Here is a 17,457-nt window from a genome sequence, read left to right as displayed (position 1 = left end):
TTTATATTTCATTTAAAATAATACCCCAGAGCTTTCTGTTGTAGCTTCTAAAAAAATTCACATGACCGATCTCCTTTTTTTCCGACTCCGATGTTTTCACTAAGCGGTATTCAGGCTTAAGATTGGGGTAAGTTTCACCTAGTAAACTTTTAACTCCTTTTTCGGTAAGCCAGACATCATCTTCCGCTCTTATCACAAATACCTTTTGAACCAGGTCTTTAGAATAATCAGGAACTTTCTCCAACAATCGGTTAGTTGATTTTTTATTCAAAATTAAAGTTCTCCAGTCATACGCGCAATTTTTTGGGAGACTTTCTCCTAGTCCAAACCAATGGGCCGGAAAATATCCTAAAAGCTGAGTGGTTAAAGGCTGTGCTATTCCAAATCCTAAATAAGCTTCCACCTTGGTCCTCCACTTCAGATTTCCTACAAAGGCATTCTGGGTACCCACAAAAACAAATTTTTTAAACAAACCTGAATCAGGGTTCATTCCCAATATCAAGGCACCTACGGAATGTCCCAGACAATATTTTTGATAATCAGAAAATTGATTTTTAATATAATCGGTGACCGTTTTATAATCCTCACTTCCCCATATTCTCATAGAAGCTTTAAAATTCTTCATTTTTGAAGGTTTGGAAAGTCCTATTCCCCGGTAATCATATGTAATGACAGTATATCCTTTTTCAGAAAAATATTGGGCAAAAGAAAAGTAAATCTGCTGTTTCACTCCCGTGGCCGAATTGATTAGCAATAGCTTACGGTTGCTTTTCTCCGGCAAAAAGAGATGGGCAGTCAGCTCAGTTTTATCTTGAGTATAAAGAATTATGTTTTTCATGGTTAAAAGAAAAAATCCACCTCTAAAGTGGAAATTTTACTTTATATCATTCTATGATTATTTGAATTTTCTATATGCAGCAAATAATTTAAATGAAATCGGATTTTAAGGGAAGACCGGTCTGGGAACCTCTTTTTAAAGAAACCTTTGCAGAAACTTCATTCCCGAACTTTACACACTCCTCTATTGAATTTCCATGGCATAGAGCTATGGCAAACCCTGAAGTAAAGGCATCTCCCATTCCCATTTTATGAATGGTGCTATCCGTATCATTTCTGAAATACTTCATTTCCGTACCATCAAAATAAATTGTGGAATTGGTATCATCCCTTACAAATACTTTATTAAAATATTTTTTCAGCACTTCCTCTCTCTGATCTTCTCCAAAAATAATGTAAAGTTCACTGCTTTTAGCGACAATAAAATCTACCATATCCAGGATTTCTTCGCACAGCGGCATTGCAGGCGAGGCATACAGTCCCACCTTCTTTCCGTATTTCTTTGCTTTTTGGATTGCATATTGTACGGTTGCCAGAGGTACTTCCAATTGCACCAGAACAAGATCCGTGGTATGAAAATACTTATCTGCGGCATCAATGTGTTCTTTACTCAAATAATTATTGGCAGCAGGAATTACCACAATAGCGGCATTTCCATTGGAAGTAGTTACGTAAGCAGTTCCTGTAGCATCTTTATCGGTTTCCACCACAAATCCTACATTCACTCCTTCATTCACGAGGTTTCTCATTATCTGCTGTCCCAAAGGATCCATTCCCACACACCCGATAAAGTAAACACTTGCTCCTAGCCTTGCCGTTCCTACAGCCTGGTTAGCGCCCTTTCCTCCAAAATAATTACCTGATGTACGTGCCAGTATGGTTTCATTGGGAGCAGGAAGTTTATCGGTTTCTAAAACAAGATCTATGGAAGAGCTTCCTACAACGATAATTTTGGGTTGTTCTGAAGAAAAGTTCATTGTGCCTTTAAAATTAGTTTTAACAAATTTAAATAAAACTGACTAGCTAAAAAAAAATAATTAACTTTAATTTAACTAATTTCGATGAATTCTGTAACTATTTTCACAGGTTTTCCTTCTTTATCATAAGCTATATAACTGGCATAGAAACCTTCGCCATATCCTGTCTCAAATGCAAAGATAGTTCCGGGCTGATCTGCTGACGGTTTTAAAAAGGCATATTGATCAATAGCCCCATTCTCATCAAAGAAATATTCATGAAAAAATTCCTCATAAATACCCATAAAATCTACTCCTTTGCTGTGATATAATTTTTTCTCCAGCTCATTCAGGCTCTCCTGGGTTTCCACATCCATAAAACAGCCCATTCCACTTTCTACAGGATATCCGAAAACTTCACCCTCTTCCAGCTGTTCGGTATGCTGCCCCGGAATAGTCGCCAGTTTCCATTCTGCTATTTCCGAATGACTGAAAATAATTTCCGTATAAGCCACGCAGTTACTTTCCCGTTCTTTATGCACTAAAACCGAAAAATCCCCTTTAGGAAATATGGTTTCAAAAGCCTGCATATCATTGGTGATCAAAGGATCACATGCCACAAGTTTTCCACTGGAAATGTAGATCTTCCCTGCTTCAAAACTTTCGATAAGCGGACTTTCAACAAAGTTTCTGGAGAATAATTGCTCTATATTTTCTATATGTTTCATTGAGTCAGATGGTGATTCGTTTTAAAAATTGTCAGACTTAGATGACTAAGCCTGACAATTCCAACTAAACTTTATATTAAAATTATAAACTTTTTAATTTTTCTTCTAAAATTGCAATTTTATCCTGAGCATCTTTCTGTTTTTTTCTCTCGGTGTCTACAATTTCAGGTTTTGCATTGGCCACAAACTTTTCGTTGGAAAGTTTCTTTTCTACAGAAATAAGGAAACCTTTTAAATATTTCAGTTCTTCTTCTGTTTTCTTTTTTTCTTCTCCCAAATCCAGGTTTTCACTTAGCGGAATGGAAACTTCAGTAGCTTCCACCAAAAATGTAAAACTAGGTTTATCCGTTTTTTCTCCAAAATGAATTTCAGAGACATTGGCCAGTTTTCTAATTACCGCTTCATTTGCAAATGATAATGCATTGGTATAAATTTCTACTGTCTCCCTTGGTGATATACCTTTGGTCTGACGATAATTTCTCACACCGGTAATTAATTCTTCTGCGGTTTCAAAATCTTTAATAATTGCCTCACTAAAGCTTTCCTCTTTTTTCTGCTGGGTAATTACCAGCGCTTCATCTTCTTTTCTTTCCGCTATCAACTGCCATAATTCTTCTGTAAGGAATGGCATAAACGGATGTAAAAGCTTCATCAGCTCTTCAAAGAATACAATGGTCTGCTGATATACCTCCTTTGAAATTCCTTCTCCATAATTAGGCTTGATAGCTTCAAGATATGAACCGCAAAAATCATCCCAAATTAACTTATAAATTAAATGCAGTGCATCGGAAATTCTAAATTTCTCGAACTGCTGGTTGATTTCAAGAATGGTTTTATCCAATTTATTTCCAAACCATTCAATAACCTGCTTATCAGTATCATTACTTGGCTTCTCTTCTTTTTTAAATCCTTGGATCAATCGGAATGCATTCCATATTTTGGTCATGAAATTTCTTCCCTGCAGCATCAGATCTTCATCAAAAAGAAGGTCGTTTCCTGCAGCAGAGCTTAACAAGATTCCTACACGTACTCCATCTGCTCCGTATTTATCCATTAATTCCAAAGGATCCGGAGAGTTTCCTAAAGATTTGGACATTTTCCTACGCTGCTTGTCTCTTACAATTCCGGTAAAATAAACATTTTTAAACGGTACTTCTTTTCTGTACTCCAATCCGGCCATAACCATCCTGGCAACCCAGAAGAAAATAATATCCGGACCCGTTACCAAATCCGAGGTAGGATAATAATACTGAATATCCTTGTTTTGAGGATCCAGTAACCCGTCAAATACAGACATCGGCCATAGCCAGGAAGAGAACCAGGTATCGAGTACATCTTCATCCTGTCTTAAATTCTCAATCGTAAGCTGTGAATCAGCAGATTTTTCCTGTGCCAATGCCAGGGCTTCTTCTTTCGTTTCCGCCACTACGAAATCATCATCCCCGTTCCCGAAATAATAAGCCGGAATCTGCTGCCCCCACCATAGCTGACGGGAAATATTCCAGTCACGGATGTTTTCCATCCAGTGCTTGTAGGTGTTCTTAAATTTTTCAGGATAGAATTTGATTTCATCATCCATTACAACATCCAGTGCCGGTTTTGCAATTTCAGACATTTTTAAAAACCACTGAACCGAAATTTTAGGCTCTATTACAGCTCCTGTTCTTTCGGAGGTTCCTACTTTATTTACATAATCTTCAGCTTTCAGCAAAAGATTTTTTTCTTCGAGTTCTTTTGCAATCTGCTTTCTTACCTCAAATCTGTTTTTACCGGCATAGTGCATTCCGTATTCATTAAGGTTTCCGTCATCATCTAATGCATCAATGATTTTCAGCTGATGTTTCTGACCTATTTCATAGTCATTCGTATCGTGAGCCGGTGTGATCTTCAAGGCACCTGTTCCAAATTCGATATCCACATATTCATCTTCAATGATAGGGATTACCCTGTCCACGATAGGAACAATAACATTCTTACCTTTCAGGTGGGCATATCTTTCGTCATTAGGATTGATACAAACTGCAGTATCTCCAAAAATGGTTTCAGGACGTGTAGTAGCTACGGAAAGAAAGTCTTCCGAACCTTCAATTTTATATTTAAGGAAATATAATTTTCCATTCTGCTCTTTAAAAATTACTTCTTCATCAGAAATATTGGTTTTAGCTTCAGGATCCCAGTTAACCATTCTGTATCCTCTGTAGATCAGTCCTTTATTGTATAGGTCTACAAAACTTTTAATTACCTGCTCGGACAGTTTATCTTCCATGGTAAAACGGGTTCTGTCCCAATCACAGGAGCATCCCAGCTTTTTCAGCTGCTCAAGGATAGTTCCTCCGTATTTATGAGTCCAGTCCCAGGCATGGCCTAAAAATTCATCCCGAGTAATATCCGTTTTGTTGATTCCTTCTGATTTCAGCTTGGCAACCACTTTAGCCTCCGTAGCAATAGAGGCATGATCTGTTCCCGGAATCCAGCAGGCATTAAAGCCCTGCATTCTTGCACGGCGGACCAATACATCCTGGATAGTATTATTCAACATATGTCCCATGTGTAAAATCCCCGTCACATTAGGCGGAGGAATTACCACAGTATATGGAGGTTTATTATTCGGCTCGGAATGAAAATATTTATTTTCTAGCCAGTAACTATACCATTTTTGTTCGGTTTCCTGTGGATTATACTTTTCTGAAATCTGCATAAATTCTGTTTCTTTAGCTTACAATTTGCAAAAATAGTCTAAACAAAAAAAATTTTAAGCATTAATTAAAATAATTTTTAACTTTGTTTCTTAATAATTATCTAACAAACATATTAACTATCAAGAATATGAAAAAATTATTTGCAGGAATTGCACTATTCGGAACATTTGCTATAGCAGCTGCGCAAACTATTACATTTGATAAAACAACATTTGATTACGGTACGATTAAGCCTAGCTCTGATGGTACGAGATATTTTACAGTAACCAATACCGGAGATAAGCCTTTGGTAATTTCAAATGTAAAAGCATCTTGCGGATGTACAACTCCGGAATTCAGTACTGATCCTATTATGCCAGGAAAATCTGCTAAAATCAAAGTGGGGTACAACACTGCTATCAATGGTGGATTCAACAAAATGATTGAAGTATTTTCTAATGATCCGGCGAACAGCAGAAGCGTAATCTATATTAAAGGTACTGTGGATGCTAATGCTGCTGAAGTTGCTGCTGCTCCGGCAAAAGCTGAACCTGTAGCAGACGCTAAAAAGGTGAGTAAAAAAGTAAAAAAAGTAGCTTCTAAATAAGAACCTGCTTAAAAAAATAAAAAAACCGTCTCGATCGAGGCGGTTTTTTTATTACATTTATTCTTTAAATTAATCGTATGGACACAAATTTTTCGGACAATTTCCTCATTAAAGACAAGTTCTCAATAAAGAAAACAGACACAGAATATAAAGGTAAACTCACTAAAGCAGATGGTGTACAAATGCTACTTCAGGAAAAAGACAAACTTCGCCAGCTCCAGGAAAAGCTGTATGCAGATGGAAGCAAATCTCTTCTTGTTATCCTCCAGGCAATGGATGCTGCAGGCAAGGACAGCCTTATTGAGCATGTTTTCGGGGGAGTAAATCCTCAGGGATGTAATGTGACCAGTTTTAAAACTCCAAGCTCCAAAGAATACTCTCATGACTTTTTATGGCGACATTATTTAGCACTGCCCCAAAAAGGAATGATCGGCATATTCAACCGCTCCCATTATGAAAGTGTTTTGGTCTGCAAGGTACATCCTGAATACAACCTTAGTGAAAAGACCTGGAAATCCGTAAAAGATTTTGATAAAAACTTCTGGGAGAACAGATATGAAAGCATCAGGAATTTTGAAAAACATCTTTCCCAAAACGGAACCACCGTCATAAAAATATTTTTAAACGTATCTAAAAAAGAGCAGAAGAAAAGACTTCTCGACCGGATCAACGAACCCGATAAAAACTGGAAATTTTCTAGTGGAGATCTTCCTGAAAGGGCTTTATTCGACCAATATATGGAGGCTTATGAAACAGCCATCAATGAAACAAGTAAAGATTATGCTCCATGGTATGTATTACCCGCAGATGATAAGTGGTTTGCCCGCGTTGCCGCTATACAAATCATTATTGATACACTGGAAAAAATGGATTTACAATACCCTCAGCTATCGGAGAAAGATCAGCAGGGATTACTGGATGCTAAAAAACAATTGGAAAGTGAATAAAAAATCACGAGAAAATCTGTAAGCCGGATTCTGTTCTTCTGAACGAAGTGCCTGTTATTTATCTACGTTTTACATTGCTGCAAAACTTGAGCTGATTACCCCTCGGCTTTTGGAGCGAGCAACTCCTATTTTCATTGCTGAAAAGAACCGATATACTTATCATTGCACCACAAAGAGTTTACCTGGTTTCACTACAGCCGAACTGTACTTGCTTTCTGTTGCACTGGTCCTACCCTCACGGGTGACGGATGTTATCCGCTTTGCTGCTCTATGGTGTCCGGACTTTCCTACCCCTGTAAACAGGAATCAACAAGCCAACTTTCTCGTGGCTGCAAAGATACGGCATAATTTGGAAATAAATGCAGACCTGTGAAAACGGCTTATGGGCTAACTGATAATTATCTTATCCCAGCTATTTATCAATTTGTGTATTATTATTATCTTCGTGCCCTATACATATCAATAAATTGGATTCCAGAGAAAAAGAATTTGCCCAGCTTATAAAAGATAATCAAGGTTTGATTATCAAAGTGTCACGGCTCTATACGAATTCCATTGAAGATGAGGAGGATCTGTTTCAGGAGATCGTTCTTCAGCTATGGAAAAGTTATGATTCTTTTAAAGGAAATTCAAAAATCACTACCTGGATGTACAGGGTGGCCCTTAATACGGCTATTACTCTTTTCAGAAAAAAAAGTAAAAGTTTACCCACTAATGAACTGGATGCTAATCTTCGGGATTTTGCAGAAGATGATGATGACAAGCAGCAGCAGATCTCACTTTTATACACAGTGATCAAAACCCTTCCTAATATAGAAAGAGCCATCGTAATGATGTACCTGGATGACCTTCCCTACAGGGATATTGCAGAAAACCTCGGGATTACCGAAGTAAACGCGCGCGTAAAAATGAACAGATTAAAGAAAACCCTTAAAGAACAGATGGAAAAATATGCCTGATTTTGATTTAGACAGTTTTAAGAAAACATGGCAGGAACAGCCTGTTCAAAATAAATATGACGACAACGAGATCCTTCAGATGTTGAATAGAAAGTCACGGAATTACGTGAAATACATTTTTTGGATCAGTGTAGTGGAATTCCTGTTCTTTACCACTATCGGATTGTTTTATGTAATTCAGGGAAAAGAATCGAATAGCTTTCTGAATATCCTCGAAAAGCTGGGCGCTCAGAAAACTCCGGATCTGGAGAGTTCTTTCAACCATATTTATCTGGCCTTAAAGATTATCAGCTTGTCTGTAACCGCTTATTTTGTTTATCAGTTCTATCAAAACTACCGTAAAATAAAAATTGAAGAAAATTTAAAAGCTTTTATCATTAAAATCATCCGTTTCAAGAAAACGGTAAATGCTTTTATCCTTATTAATATTGCTTTGTTGGTGGCTTTCACGGGTATTTTTACAGTATTTATCTTTTATATTTTAAATTCTCAGCACATAGAAGTCACCAATGCAAGCCTTACAGGGTTTCTGGTAGGTATTATTGTAGCAACAGGTCTGAGCGTTCTATTGGTATGGCTTTATTACAAGCTGGTTTATGGAATTATCATGAGAAAGCTGGATAAAAATCTGAAACAGTTAAAAAACCTGGATTCTCAGGAAATTTAATTCAATAAAAAGTGACTCCTTAAGATTTATTTGTTAATTTTAATTATCCAAAAACAAATTAATCTTTTATGATGTCGTTATCTTATGTATCTGGAGCCTCAGATATTCCCCTCTTGGGACAAACTATTGGAAATAATTTAAAACAAACAGCAGAAAAATATCCCGGGCAGGAAGCATTAATTTGCGTACACCAAAACTACCGGGCCACCTATCAGGAATTTTACGATCAGACTACCTCCGTTGCAAAAGCCTTGATCGGGCTGGGGGCCCAAGCAGGAGACAGGATAGGCGTATGGTCTTCCAACCGCTACGAATGGGTTCTTTTACAATATGCCACGGCAAGGATCGGAACGATTCTGGTAAACATCAATCCGGCATCCCGGACTCATGAGCTCACCTATGTACTTAATCAGTCTGAGGTAAGATTTATTTTTTCTTCCCTTCAGTTCAAATCCAGTAATTATAAAGAGATGGTAGAATACGCCAAAGAAGTCTGCCCCACTCTTGAGGAAGAAATTTTCTTTGATGAAAGCTGGGAATCATTTTTAAAAAACGGGGAACTGGTTCCGGATGAAATTTTACATCAGTTTGAAGAAAACGTACAGTTTGATGATCCTGTCAATATCCAGTATACCTCGGGGACTACAGGTTTTCCGAAAGGAGTAACCTTATCCCATCATAATATTTTAAATAACGGTTATTTTATCGGTGTCCGGCTTAAGTATACGGAAAAAGACAGGGTATGTATTCCGGTACCTTTTTATCATTGCTTCGGAATGGTAATCGGGAATATGTGCTGTACATCACATGGAGCCTGCATGGTAATTCCTAATGACAGTTTTGATCCCGATATCACCTTAAAAGTTGTCTCTGATGAAAAATGTACTTCTTTATATGGAGTTCCCACCATGTTCATCGCGGAACTGGCTGTAAAGGATTTCGAGTCTTATGACTTTTCAACGTTAAGAACAGGAGTAATGGCCGGATCTGTGTGTCCGCCTGAAATTATGAAAAAGGTGGAAAGCCTTATGAATATTAAAGAAATGAGCATATGCTATGGAATGACCGAGACCTCTCCGGTTTCTACCCAAACTTTAATAGGAACACCGCTGGAAAAGCAGGTAAGCACAGTGGGAACGGTTCAGGATCATCTTGAAATAAAAATTATTGACGAAAAAGGTAAAATCGTTAAAAGAGGTGAACACGGTGAGCTATGCACCAGAGGATATTCTGTTATGCTTAAATACTGGAATGATCCCGAGAACACCAAAAAAGTAATCGATAGTGCCCGCTGGATGCATACAGGAGATATGGCCGTAATGGATGAAGAGGGTTATATTACTATATCAGGAAGAATAAAGGACCTTATCATCCGTGGTGGAGAAAATATATCTCCAAAGGAAATAGAAGACTTTTTATATACTTATCCGAATATCCTGGACGTACAGATCATAGGCGTTCCGAGCGAAAAATTTGGAGAGGAGGTTATGGCCTGGGTAAAAGTGAGAAAAGGATTTAACGTCTCGGAAGTCGAGCTTCTGGATTATTGCAAAGGAAGAATTGCCCATTATAAAGTTCCGAAGTTCTGGAAATTTGTAGATGAGTTTCCTATGACCATTTCCGGGAAAATAAGAAAAGTGGAAATGCGTGAAATATCTATTCAGGAATTAGGACTGGAAGGCTTTAAACACCGTTCCGGACAATAAATAAAAAAGCATTTCAAATTGAAATGCTTTTTTATTTTTATAATTCTTTTCTCAGTCTTGCCACCGGAATATTAAGTTGTTCCCTGTATTTTGCAATCGTTCTCCGTGCAATATTATATCCCTGTTCTTTCAGGATCACCACTAATGCATCGTCGGTTAGCGGCTTTCTCTTGTTTTCTTTATCTATCACTTCCTGCAGATGTGTTTTAATCTCCTTCGTGGAAACTTCTTCTCCATCATCATTGGTAAGGCTGTCGGAGAATAAGTCTTTAAGATAAACAATCCCGTTGGGTGTGTCCGCATACTTACTTTTCACTACTCTGGAAATGGTAGAAATATCAAAACCTGTGATATCAGCTACATCTTTCAGAATCATCGGTCTTAAGGATTTTTCATCTCCGGTAAGGAAATAGTCTTTCTGAAATTTAACAATAGCCGTAATGGTCTGTAATAAAGTGTTCTGACGTTGATTAATAGCATCAATATACCATTTTGCCGCATCCAGCTTCTGCTTAATGAATAATGCTGCCTGTTTATGTTCCGCTGAATTTTTATCGTGGGAATAAGTAGACAGGATATCTTTATATTCTTCAGAAACTCTTAAAGTAGGTGCATTTTTGCTGTTCAATAGAGGTACAACCTGACCGTCCTTAACCTGAATAACAAAATCGGGAATGATTTCCTGATTGATCGTAATAGTCTGGGTATCAAAATTTCCTCCCACTTTAGGAGACAGTTTCGAAATCTCTTCCAGTGCATCTTTAAGATCTTCTTCTTCAATATCGTACTTCTGGATGATCTTATTATAATGCTTATTGGTTAAGGCATCAAACTGGTGTCTCAGAATATTGGCAGCTAATGAAACCGCTTTATCCGAGCTTACCTTTTTTTCTATCTGCAGCAAAAGGCATTCCTGCAATCCTCTTGCCCCCACTCCCGGCGGGTCCAATTTCTGTACATAGTTTTCAAGAATATCTTCCACTTTTTCTTTGGTGGTATAGATCCCCTGTGAAAAAGCCAGATCATCTACTATGGATTTAATCTCCCTTCTCAGATAACCGTCCGTATCAAGATTTCCGATAATATATTCTGCAATTTTTACATCTTCTTCACTGATATTGATAAGGTGTATCTGTTCCAAAAGATAGTCATACAATGATTGTCCTTCCGTCAGAAGACTTTCATTATCGAATTCTTCATCGTCCGGAGAGTAATTACTGGAAGCCGTCTTATAGGTGGGTTCATCATCATAAAGGTATTCATTGACATCAAAGTCCGTTTCAATACTTTCGGTTCCCTCACTTTCATAAGCCTCCTCTAAGGAAGAGTATTCATCCTCTTTGGATTCCTCCTTTACAATTTCCAAAGCAGGATTTTCCTCCAGCTCTCTCTCGAGTTCCTCTTCAAATTCCAACGTGTGAAGCTGAATCAACTTCATTAATTGAATTTGCTGTGGAGCCAACTTCTGTCCTAATTTGAGTTGTAAGTGTTGTTTAAGCATATATAATATACATCTATCCCACGAATTTAATAAAATTCTTCGAGAAAAATAACATTTAGCACGATTTTTGCTTTAGATAAACTTATATAATAAACTATTAAAGAATAAAAAAGCCTTAGACATATGTCCAAGGCTTTTTTTTATTTTAAAATTCAGCACTTTTCGGAGTCCTAGGAAAAGGAATTACATCTCTGATGTTGGTCATTCCTGTTACAAAAAGTACTAGCCTTTCCAATCCTAACCCAAATCCTGCATGCGGAACGGAACCAAATTTACGGGTATCCAGATACCACCAAAGCTCCTCCTCATCTACATGCATATCTGCCATTTTCTGTTTCAGCACATCTAATCTGGCTTCTCTTTCCGATCCACCTATAATTTCACCAATTCCAGGGAAAAGCACATCCATGGCAGCTACTGTTTTATTATCATCGTTCAGTTTCATATAGAATGCTTTGATCTCTTTTGGATAGTCAAATAAAACCACCGGGCTTTCAAAGTGCTTTTCAACCAGATATCTTTCGTGTTCTGACTGAAGGTCTGTACCCCACTTTTCTACCGGATATGCAAATTTTCCTTTTTTATTTTCTTTGGAGTTCAGAAGGATCTCAATGGCTTCGGTGTAACTTACACGCTTAAATCGTTTAGCGATTACGTTCTGAAGTTTTTCCAACAAGCCTTCCTTAGCTCTTTCTTTTTCCGGTTTTGTCTTTTGTTCTTCTGCAAAACGCTTGTCCAGAAACTCTAAATCATCTTTACAGTTATCCAGAACATACTGAATAACATATTTAAGGAAATCCTCCGCTAAATCAATATTATCCTCAAGGTTGTTAAATGCCACTTCCGGCTCAATCATCCAGAACTCAGCAAGGTGACGTGTCGTATTGGAATTTTCAGCACGGAAAGTAGGTCCGAATGTATAAATTCTTCCTAATCCCATTGCTGCAGTTTCCCCTTCAAGCTGCCCGGAAACCGTAAGATTCGTTTTTCTTCCGAAGAAATCCTGAGAAAAATCAATTTCCCCTTCCTCGGTTCTCGGAATGCTATTTAAATCGAAGTTGGTAACTCCAAACATTTCTCCTGCCCCTTCCGCATCAGCTCCCGTAATAACAGGAGTATTGATATAGAAAAACTGGTTTTGGTTGAAGAATGAATGTACTGCAAAGCTGATCGCATGACGTACTCTGAAAACAGCTCCAAATAAGTTGGTTCTGAATCTTAAATGCGCCTGCTCACGAAGTTTTTCCAAACTGTGTTTTTTAGGCTGAAGAATAGTGCTTTGTAAATCTTCCGTAAAGTTATCTCCTAAAATTACAATCTTCTTAGCAATAATTTCTACCGTTTGTCCTGCTCCCTGGCTTTCCACCACTTCTCCTGTCACTTTAAGAGAAGATGCCGTACTGATCTTGTTAATAATTTCTTCATCGAAATTTTCGAAATCAACAACTATCTGCAAATTATTAATCGTAGAACCATCATTAAGTGCTATAAAGCGATTGGAACGGAATGCTCTTACCCAACCGTAAACCGTAATGTCATGATGTAATACTTTCTTGTAATCCTGTAGGATTTCTTTAATCGTCTGCTTTTTCATTTGTTGATTATAATTTTTGTATAAAAATTGATGTGCAAAGTTACAAAAAAACAGTGCAATTTGATGATTGCACTGTTTTAATTAAAGATGATTTCACAATTATTTCCGTTCAAATCTGATGTCTAGTTAAAAAACAAGGTTGTTTACGATCAGCTTATCAATCTTCTTCAGCTTTAAAATTCCAGTTGATAAGGGGTAATTTTCTTTTTCCATTTTCATTCCACAAACCAATCTGAACACCTTTGAAGTTTCCACATTTATTAAAAATTCCTACCTGAATACCTCTGCATTTTTTTCCGACGTGTGCAAAAGTTGCCACTGATGCTCCGTTCATTTCTTGATGAATATTTAAAAATGGTGAAATGGCCACTCCGTTTGTAATTGCATACGTATTGATATTTCCGGAAATATTAATCCCCACACCATTTGTGATTGTGGGTTCCAGGTTTATAATAGACAACTGCATTCCATTTATTTTATTCATTCTATCGCCGGGAGCAATAGCTGAATTTTCAAAATTCCATTTATTAATATCCGGCAGATTAAACAGGAAGAGTGGAGGATAAAATATTCCTATAAAATTAAATCCTATACCCAGACCATTGACTTTTTTGGGGTGAAAATTATCCACATCATCAAAATATTTAATTAAAATTCCATTCACATTTTCTACATTTCTTGAAGGAGAAAAACCGATCATTTTAGTTCTTGAAGTATTTAATCTCACACTATCCTGCGCTTTAAAAAAACTGATAATCAATACACTGATCATTATTAAAAATTTAATTTTCATAACTTTTATTTTAAAATTCTTTTCAAAAGTATTTATGAAAACAATCAACCCCAATGCGAAAAGGAATTAAAAAAAATACTAAATTTGCGAAAATCACAAATCCTGCATCAGGACCTATTACTCAAACAGATCCGTCAAAAAATAGGAGATAAATCTTTGAATGACGAAATCGCCAATATCCTGAACATCAGCTATGATGCCGCTCACAGAAGAACTTCCCAAAAAGCTAAATTCAGTTTTGAAGAGGCGATGGAACTTGCAAAATACTACCAAATCTCCTTGGATCAGTTTCTTGGAACCGGGAATCAATTGGTAGTAAAAAGGACACAGCCCGTCAAAACTACAGAAGATCTTTTAAATTATTTTGAAAGTTCACTGCAAATACTGGACGTCTTTCAGGACACTACCCATTCACAGGTTTATTATTCGGCTAAGGATATTCCGTTTTTTTATACGATTTCAAATTCAGTTTTATCCCGCTTTAAATTTTATGTCTGGATGAATTTATTGAATCAGGATAAATTTTTAAGTCCTTTCAGTTAATTTAATCTTGAATATCATTCTTCCTCCAATGATCAATTAAAGGACCTGTATGATAAACAGAATGTTACCGAAGTCTGGAACGACACCACCATTATGAGTGTTCTGCGGCAGGTTTCCTTTTATCATGAAACCGGGTTATTAAATGGAAAGGAAGCAGAGCTGATCTTAGATGATTTAAAAAGTTTATTGCTGGAGCTGGAAAGCAAAACATTGGAAAAACCTAATTTTCAACTCTTTATCAATGACCTGGTTATTTTGAACAATAGTATTTTATTCAAAAACAGCTTTCAGAACTCCTATTTTATACCGTTCAGCATGTTCGGATATATAATGACCAATGATGAAATGACGTGCAATGATTCTTTAAGCTATTTTGAGCACCAGATTAAAAATTCAAAATCACTGGCTGCTTCCGGCAATCGTGACAGAAAAGTTTTTTTCAATAAAATGTATAATCAGATAGACCAGCTTAGAAATCAACTGAGCCTGTAATAAACAGAAAATTGTAAAAATAAGGAAGTATAATTTTATATTTTTAAAAGAGCAAAATCTCTATTCGTCTTTTTTGGAAGGAACCAAAAAGACATCCATCAGGCCATCAGGCAACTGCATTTTGATGAATTTTTCATCTCTGTTTAGCTCCAAAATCCAGTCTTTGATAATAGGAACTACAATTTCTTTTCCTTCCAGATCCAGAATGAAATAGTTCTGAGCGGTCTGATCATTCACGGAACGAATAATTCCGCAATGATTATTTTCAGCATCTAATATACTGAAACCTATCACTTCATGGTAATAAAACTGTTTTCCTGAAAGCGGAGGTAAGGTAGAAAGCGGCAAGTAGACGTTTTTACCTAAGGATTGATCTACCAGAGCTTCAGTAGAGTTTTTAAAAGAGATATTAAGAGCGTCTGATTTGCTCCATGATGTTTTTTCTATAAAAAAAGGAACCAATAATCCGTTGATTTCAACGAATATTGATTCCAGTTTATTATAAAGTTCGGGTTGGTCTGTATCCAGTTTTAGGATAACATTTCCCGAAAGACCATGTCTGCGTGTGATTTTACCTAATAAATAGCAATCTTCTTTACGCATAATGGCGGGTTCTTAAGCTTCTGTATTCTCTTCAGTTTCAGCAGCAGGTGCTTCTCCTTCCGTAGCAGCTTCAGCAACTTCTTCTTCAGCAGCAGGAGCATTGGCAGCTTCTTCAGCAGCCTTAGCATCAGCTTCAGCTTTTGCAGCAGCAGCAATTCTAGCTTCATTTACTTTAGCTTCAGCTTCTAATGCAGCTTTTTTAGCATCAGCCTGAGCTTTAGATAATCCGTCAACTTTACCTTGTACTTTTGCTTCTTTAGCTTCTAACCAAGCATTGAATCTTTTTTCAGCTTCAGCTTCATCAAAAGCTCCTTTAGCAACACCACCTTGTAAGTGTTTTTTGTAAAGGGCACCTTTATAAGAAAGGATCGCTCTTGCAGTATCAGTTGGCTGAGCACCATTGTTTAACCATTGTACAGCAGAATCAACGTTTAATTCAATTGTAGCAGGGTTAGTAATAGGATTATAAACTCCAAGCTTTTCAATGAATCTACCATCTCTTCTAGCTCTGGAATCTGCAACCACAATGTGATAGAAAGGTTTTCCTTTTTTACCGTGTCTTTGTAATCTGATTTTTACTGACATAATGTTTGAATTTTTAGGGAACTCGTCCCGGTTAAATATTTAAGTGTGCAAAGATAAATAAAAAATTTAATGTAACAATCTAAAAGCACAACAATTTAGCAATATTTCAATTTAATTACGTTATTATTTTGAAAGTCCACGTATTAATCTGTTTTACCCATATAAAACAATCCCAGACACTTCTGATTTTCCTCTATTTGTAAAGATTCTTTCAGGTGATCTACAATCGGGGGAGAACTCCAGTAGCACCCTATATTATTCGCCGTACAGGTAAGATACATATTCTGAACGCCCATAGATACGGCTGCAATCTCTTCCCACTGAGGCACCATTCCACTGAAATTAACCACTATCGAAACTACCGTATCTGCTTTATTGATCTTAAAGCCAATATCCTGGTACTTTTTTTCCAGAAATGCGTGTTCCGGCTGGGTAGCTTTATAAATAGCCTGCATCTCCAAAGCCAACCTGTTCTTCTCCTCTCCTTTAAATATTTTAAAACGCCAAGGCTTTGTACGTTTATGATTGGGGGCAAGGGTTGCTGAATGCACTACCTCATCTATTATGTTTTGGGGAATTTTATTATCCGTATAATCTTTAGGGAAAATACTTTTCCTCTTTTCTATAATCTCTTTTAAATTTTCTGCTTGATTCATAAAACAAAATTACAATATGTAACTTAATATTTCACAGTATATTTTTTTGTTTTACAACACTTCTACAATCTGCTGATGGATATTATTCAGGGTAAAGGCATCTCCTGTTTTCATTCCCATCATCTTCTGAGCCATCGGGCTTTCGGAAGAAATCGCATAGAAACGGTCACCTTCAAAGAAAAATTCCCCCAACGAGACGGAAATATAAAATCTGGCTTTATTGGTTATTACTAAAGAGCCCAGCTGCACTTTCTGAGTAGAAACAGGTAATACTTTCGCCATATTCCGGCGAAGGTCGTTCAGAGCCCCCAGCTGTCTTTGCATCTGGTAGATCTCTTCCTGCATTTCCTCACGCATACTGTCATATTTAGGTGTTTTTTTAATATCCCTGCTTGCTTCCAACGTAAATTCGATAAAGTTCTTAAGCTTTTCAATTTTTTCAGCAATAACGGTTTTTACATAATTTCTTATATCATTTTTCACGTATACTGTCTTCTCCATACATCTAATCTTTAACATAAAGGTAATATTTTTAAAACAAAAAGCCTGCTAAAAACTTCATATGACCTTTATTATTGTTCATTAAATAAAAAAGCACCAGCCTT

Annotated in this window: 18 protein-coding genes and 1 other RNA gene; 7 read left to right on the top strand and 12 right to left on the bottom strand. The window is 36.9% G+C overall.

All coding sequences use genetic code 11. From position 1 onward, the window contains the following. Window position 1: 1 nt before the first annotated feature. From ABJ974_RS03895 to ABJ974_RS03880, 4 genes are all read right to left on the bottom strand, one after another. Window positions 2-838 carry an alpha/beta hydrolase family protein gene (locus tag ABJ974_RS03895; protein WP_419870076.1) on the bottom strand — a complete coding sequence of 279 codons (837 nt, stop codon included), beginning with the start codon at window positions 836-838 and terminating at the stop codon, window positions 2-4. Between the two features lie 88 nt (window positions 839-926). Next, window positions 927-1,814 (bottom strand): ribokinase, encoded by an 888-nt coding sequence (locus ABJ974_RS03890; RefSeq protein WP_419870075.1) that lies wholly within the window; start codon window positions 1,812-1,814, stop codon window positions 927-929. Window positions 1,815-1,885: 71 nt separating this feature from the next. Further along, window positions 1,886-2,521, bottom strand: coding sequence for a DUF4241 domain-containing protein (locus ABJ974_RS03885; protein WP_419870074.1), 636 nt, complete (start codon window positions 2,519-2,521; stop codon window positions 1,886-1,888). Window positions 2,522-2,603: 82 nt separating this feature from the next. Next, window positions 2,604-5,219 (bottom strand): valine--tRNA ligase, encoded by a 2,616-nt coding sequence (locus ABJ974_RS03880; RefSeq protein ID WP_419870073.1) that lies wholly within the window; start codon window positions 5,217-5,219, stop codon window positions 2,604-2,606. 128 nt (window positions 5,220-5,347) lie between these two features. Here ABJ974_RS03880 and ABJ974_RS03875 point away from each other — a divergent pair, with 128 nt between their 5' ends. Together ABJ974_RS03875 and ABJ974_RS03870 are read left to right on the top strand one after the other, a co-directional pair. Next, the gene (locus tag ABJ974_RS03875; protein ID WP_419870072.1) at window positions 5,348-5,806 is read left to right on the top strand and encodes a DUF1573 domain-containing protein; all 459 of its coding nucleotides are present in this window, start codon (window positions 5,348-5,350) and stop codon (window positions 5,804-5,806) included. Between the two features lie 77 nt (window positions 5,807-5,883). After that, a complete protein-coding gene (locus ABJ974_RS03870; protein ID WP_419870071.1) occupies window positions 5,884-6,753 on the top strand; it encodes a polyphosphate kinase 2 family protein in 870 nt (289 codons plus the stop codon). Window positions 6,754-6,756: 3 nt separating this feature from the next. Here ABJ974_RS03870 and rnpB read toward each other — a convergent pair. Further along, an RNA gene (rnpB, locus tag ABJ974_RS03865) (RNase P RNA component class A) lies at window positions 6,757-7,079 on the bottom strand. A gap of 141 nt (window positions 7,080-7,220) precedes the next feature. On the opposite strand from rnpB, the gene ABJ974_RS03860 reads away from it, so the two are divergent. The 3 genes from ABJ974_RS03860 to ABJ974_RS03850 all read left to right on the top strand — a co-directional run bounded on the left by ABJ974_RS03860 (window position 7,221) and on the right by ABJ974_RS03850 (window position 10,085). Next, complete coding sequence (locus ABJ974_RS03860) at window positions 7,221-7,712, top strand: RNA polymerase sigma factor (protein ID WP_419870070.1); 492 nt, start codon at window positions 7,221-7,223, stop codon at window positions 7,710-7,712. Beyond that, entirely contained in the window at window positions 7,705-8,379 is a 675-nt protein-coding gene (locus ABJ974_RS03855) for a beta-carotene 15,15'-monooxygenase (protein WP_419870069.1), read from the top strand. Before ABJ974_RS03860 ends, ABJ974_RS03855 begins: the two co-directional genes overlap by 8 nt. Before the next feature lie 71 nt (window positions 8,380-8,450). Continuing rightward, the gene (locus tag ABJ974_RS03850) at window positions 8,451-10,085 is read left to right on the top strand and encodes an AMP-binding protein (protein WP_419870942.1); all 1,635 of its coding nucleotides are present in this window, start codon (window positions 8,451-8,453) and stop codon (window positions 10,083-10,085) included. A gap of 37 nt (window positions 10,086-10,122) precedes the next feature. Here ABJ974_RS03850 and rpoN read toward each other — a convergent pair whose 3' ends face one another. The 3 genes from rpoN to ABJ974_RS03835 all read right to left on the bottom strand — a co-directional run bounded on the left by rpoN (window position 10,123) and on the right by ABJ974_RS03835 (window position 13,973). Next, window positions 10,123-11,586 carry an RNA polymerase factor sigma-54 gene (rpoN, locus tag ABJ974_RS03845; RefSeq protein WP_419870068.1) on the bottom strand — a complete coding sequence of 488 codons (1,464 nt, stop codon included), beginning with the start codon at window positions 11,584-11,586 and terminating at the stop codon, window positions 10,123-10,125. 145 nt (window positions 11,587-11,731) lie between these two features. Further along, entirely contained in the window at window positions 11,732-13,180 is a 1,449-nt protein-coding gene (gene asnS / locus ABJ974_RS03840; protein WP_419870067.1) for an asparagine--tRNA ligase, read from the bottom strand. A gap of 157 nt (window positions 13,181-13,337) precedes the next feature. After that, complete coding sequence (locus ABJ974_RS03835; RefSeq protein ID WP_419870066.1) at window positions 13,338-13,973, bottom strand: LA_2272 family surface repeat-containing protein; 636 nt, start codon at window positions 13,971-13,973, stop codon at window positions 13,338-13,340. A gap of 84 nt (window positions 13,974-14,057) precedes the next feature. Here ABJ974_RS03835 and ABJ974_RS03830 point away from each other — a divergent pair, with 84 nt between their 5' ends. Beyond that, window positions 14,058-14,516, top strand: a complete 459-nt coding sequence (locus ABJ974_RS03830; protein ID WP_419870065.1) for a helix-turn-helix domain-containing protein — start codon at window positions 14,058-14,060, stop codon at window positions 14,514-14,516. Between the two features lie 93 nt (window positions 14,517-14,609). After that, window positions 14,610-15,008 carry a hypothetical protein gene (locus tag ABJ974_RS03825; protein WP_419870064.1) on the top strand — a complete coding sequence of 133 codons (399 nt, stop codon included), beginning with the start codon at window positions 14,610-14,612 and terminating at the stop codon, window positions 15,006-15,008. A 60-nt stretch (window positions 15,009-15,068) separates the two neighbouring features. Here ABJ974_RS03825 and rimM read toward each other — a convergent pair whose 3' ends face one another. The 4 genes from rimM to ABJ974_RS03805 all read right to left on the bottom strand — a co-directional run bounded on the left by rimM (window position 15,069) and on the right by ABJ974_RS03805 (window position 17,353). Further along, the gene (gene rimM, locus ABJ974_RS03820; RefSeq protein ID WP_419870063.1) at window positions 15,069-15,611 is read right to left on the bottom strand and encodes a ribosome maturation factor RimM; all 543 of its coding nucleotides are present in this window, start codon (window positions 15,609-15,611) and stop codon (window positions 15,069-15,071) included. Window positions 15,612-15,623: 12 nt separating this feature from the next. Further along, on the bottom strand, window positions 15,624-16,196 hold the full coding sequence (locus tag ABJ974_RS03815; protein WP_419870062.1) for a 30S ribosomal protein S16: 573 nt from the start codon (window positions 16,194-16,196) through the stop codon (window positions 15,624-15,626). A gap of 143 nt (window positions 16,197-16,339) precedes the next feature. Then, window positions 16,340-16,852 carry a nitroreductase family protein gene (locus tag ABJ974_RS03810; RefSeq protein WP_419870061.1) on the bottom strand — a complete coding sequence of 171 codons (513 nt, stop codon included), beginning with the start codon at window positions 16,850-16,852 and terminating at the stop codon, window positions 16,340-16,342. A 51-nt stretch (window positions 16,853-16,903) separates the two neighbouring features. Beyond that, window positions 16,904-17,353, bottom strand: coding sequence for a hypothetical protein (locus tag ABJ974_RS03805; protein WP_419870060.1), 450 nt, complete (start codon window positions 17,351-17,353; stop codon window positions 16,904-16,906). Window positions 17,354-17,457 lie beyond the last annotated feature (104 nt).

It is taken from the genome of Chryseobacterium sp. CT-SW4 (assembly GCF_048572715.1).
Taxonomy (GTDB): Bacteria; Bacteroidota; Bacteroidia; order Flavobacteriales; family Weeksellaceae; genus Chryseobacterium.
This window is presented reverse-complemented; position numbering and strand designations above follow the sequence as displayed.

What these genes read in the sequence shown, in the direction of transcription:
- rimM (WP_419870063.1), bottom strand. Translation starts at nt 15,611, where the DNA reads ATGCGTAAAGAAGATTGCTATTTATTAGGTAAAATCACACGCAGACAT.
- ABJ974_RS03875 (WP_419870072.1), top strand. Translation starts at nt 5,348, where the DNA reads ATGAAAAAATTATTTGCAGGAATTGCACTATTCGGAACATTTGCTATA.
- ABJ974_RS03810 (WP_419870061.1), bottom strand. Translation starts at nt 16,852, where the DNA reads ATGAATCAAGCAGAAAATTTAAAAGAGATTATAGAAAAGAGGAAAAGT.
- ABJ974_RS03850 (WP_419870942.1), top strand. Translation starts at nt 8,451, where the DNA reads ATGTCGTTATCTTATGTATCTGGAGCCTCAGATATTCCCCTCTTGGGA.
- asnS (WP_419870067.1), bottom strand. Translation starts at nt 13,180, where the DNA reads ATGAAAAAGCAGACGATTAAAGAAATCCTACAGGATTACAAGAAAGTA.
- ABJ974_RS03880 (WP_419870073.1), bottom strand. Translation starts at nt 5,219, where the DNA reads ATGCAGATTTCAGAAAAGTATAATCCACAGGAAACCGAACAAAAATGG.
- ABJ974_RS03885 (WP_419870074.1), bottom strand. Translation starts at nt 2,521, where the DNA reads ATGAAACATATAGAAAATATAGAGCAATTATTCTCCAGAAACTTTGTT.
- ABJ974_RS03890 (WP_419870075.1), bottom strand. Translation starts at nt 1,814, where the DNA reads ATGAACTTTTCTTCAGAACAACCCAAAATTATCGTTGTAGGAAGCTCT.
- rpoN (WP_419870068.1), bottom strand. Translation starts at nt 11,586, where the DNA reads ATGCTTAAACAACACTTACAACTCAAATTAGGACAGAAGTTGGCTCCA.
- ABJ974_RS03895 (WP_419870076.1), bottom strand. Translation starts at nt 838, where the DNA reads ATGAAAAACATAATTCTTTATACTCAAGATAAAACTGAGCTGACTGCC.
- ABJ974_RS03815 (WP_419870062.1), bottom strand. Translation starts at nt 16,196, where the DNA reads ATGTCAGTAAAAATCAGATTACAAAGACACGGTAAAAAAGGAAAACCT.
- ABJ974_RS03855 (WP_419870069.1), top strand. Translation starts at nt 7,705, where the DNA reads ATGCCTGATTTTGATTTAGACAGTTTTAAGAAAACATGGCAGGAACAG.
- ABJ974_RS03805 (WP_419870060.1), bottom strand. Translation starts at nt 17,353, where the DNA reads ATGGAGAAGACAGTATACGTGAAAAATGATATAAGAAATTATGTAAAA.
- ABJ974_RS03825 (WP_419870064.1), top strand. Translation starts at nt 14,610, where the DNA reads ATGAGTGTTCTGCGGCAGGTTTCCTTTTATCATGAAACCGGGTTATTA.
- ABJ974_RS03870 (WP_419870071.1), top strand. Translation starts at nt 5,884, where the DNA reads ATGGACACAAATTTTTCGGACAATTTCCTCATTAAAGACAAGTTCTCA.
- ABJ974_RS03835 (WP_419870066.1), bottom strand. Translation starts at nt 13,973, where the DNA reads ATGAAAATTAAATTTTTAATAATGATCAGTGTATTGATTATCAGTTTT.